Source organism: Streptomyces sp. NPDC001508 (genome assembly GCF_040298665.1).
Classification (GTDB): Bacteria; Actinomycetota; Actinomycetes; order Streptomycetales; family Streptomycetaceae; genus Streptomyces.
In genome coordinates, this window is record NZ_JBEPAP010000160.1 from 1 (window position 1) to 1,619 (window position 1,619).

1 protein-coding gene is annotated in these 1,619 nt (G+C 70.4%); it reads right to left on the bottom strand.

Annotated features, from left to right (window positions below; translation table 11 throughout):
* On the bottom strand, positions 1-1,456 hold a 1,456-nt coding region (locus tag ABT245_RS45840), incomplete at its 3' end, for a SpnB-like Rossmann fold domain-containing protein (RefSeq protein ID WP_351747101.1).
* Between the last annotated feature and the right edge of the window lie 163 nt (positions 1,457-1,619).

Sequence of the window (1,619 nt, forward strand, 5' to 3'; positions counted from 1 at the left end):
TCCAGGGGAGGGTGTCGGTGTTTGTTGGGGTGCTGGGGGTGGTGTCCGTTTCGCTTGTGGGTGTGGCTGTAGGTGTGGGGAGGTGGGTGAGGCGGGGGACGTGGAGGGTGCCTTCCCGTGCGGCCAGTTGCCCCTCACCCACAGCCAACGCTGCGGGAAGGGACCGCCAGGACTCCTCCGAACCGTCGACGTCCACAAGGACGATCCGCCCGGGATGCTCGGCCTGCGCAGACCGCATCAGGCCCCAGATCGCCGCCGCCGCAGGATCCGGCGCGACACCGTCGGGACCCGCGACACCCTGCTGCGTGACCACCACCAAGACGGTTTGTGCCAGTTGATCATCTGCGGCCCATGCCTGCACGTGCGCCAGGGCCTCCGTCACGGCCGCCAGCGCGGCCTGCGGCGACAGGTCCGGTGCATCGCCGTCCCGTCCCGACCCGGTTTCCGGCAGTAGCAGCATGTGCGTCGCCTGTTCCGGATGCGCCGAGGCCAATGACCCGATAGCGGACGGAAGTTGGGCGCCACCCAACGTGGCCAGGGCGAATGTGGACGTCGTCGGGCGCCAGGTGAGAGGCCGCCAGACGAGTTCCAACAGGAAGCGACGCGCCCGCTCGCCCCGGCTGTCGGGCAGTTGCTCGGCCGACAGCTTGCGCATGGTCAGTCGCTCGACCGCCATCACCGGCCGCCCCGCGTCGTCCGCGACGCAGAGGGCGATCGCGTCCTCGCCTGAGAGCGTCAGGCGGGCACGCAGCGCGGATGAGCCGACGGCATGCAACGTCACCCCTTGCCACTGGAACGGGACCCGGGCTTGCTCGCTTGCCCCGAGCAGGCCACCCACTCCGGCGCCGTGCAGAACGCCGTCGAGCAGCGCGGGGTGCATCGCGTAGGCCGCGGCAGACTCTTCCTCGCCGGGCGGTGTCGCCACCTCGACGAACACCTCGTCGCCGCGCCGCCAGACCGCGCGCAGGCACTGGAAGAAGGGACCGTAGTCGAGTCCCGCCGCCTCGAACCCGGTGTACACGTCGTCGACCGCGATCGGCTCCGCGTCCGGCGGCGGCCAAGCCGTCAACACGTCGTCGGGTCCGGGCTCGACTGGCCCGGCGACCAGCGTACCCACGGCGTGCCGCTGCCATGCAGACTCCGCAGCCCCGTCCCCGTCGAACCTCGAGTGCACAGAGAGCACTTGCTCGCCTGCAGCGTTGCCTTCCGCCACAGCCACCTGCAGAACGACGGCTCCGTCCTCCGGAAGCACCATGGGATGCTCCAGGACGAGCTCCTGGACCCTGGCAGGGCTGGCCAACCTCGCCGCATGCAGCGCGAGTTCCACGAACGCGGTGCCCGGCAGCAGCACACTGCCCATGACCATGTGATCGGCCAGCCACGGCTGCGTACGGACCGACAACCGTCCGGTGTACACAACGCCCTCGCTGTGGGCCAGCTCGACGCTGGTCGCCAACAGAGGGTGCCCGCCCTGGAGAAGCCCCGCGGAACGCAGATCGCCGGCACCGGCGCCGCCCTGCTGCGGCCAGTAGGTGTGGTGTTGGAAGGGGTAGGTGGGGAGGGGGGTGTGGGTGGTGGTGTTGGTGGGCCAGGTGGGTGTGTGGCCGTGGGTGTGGAGT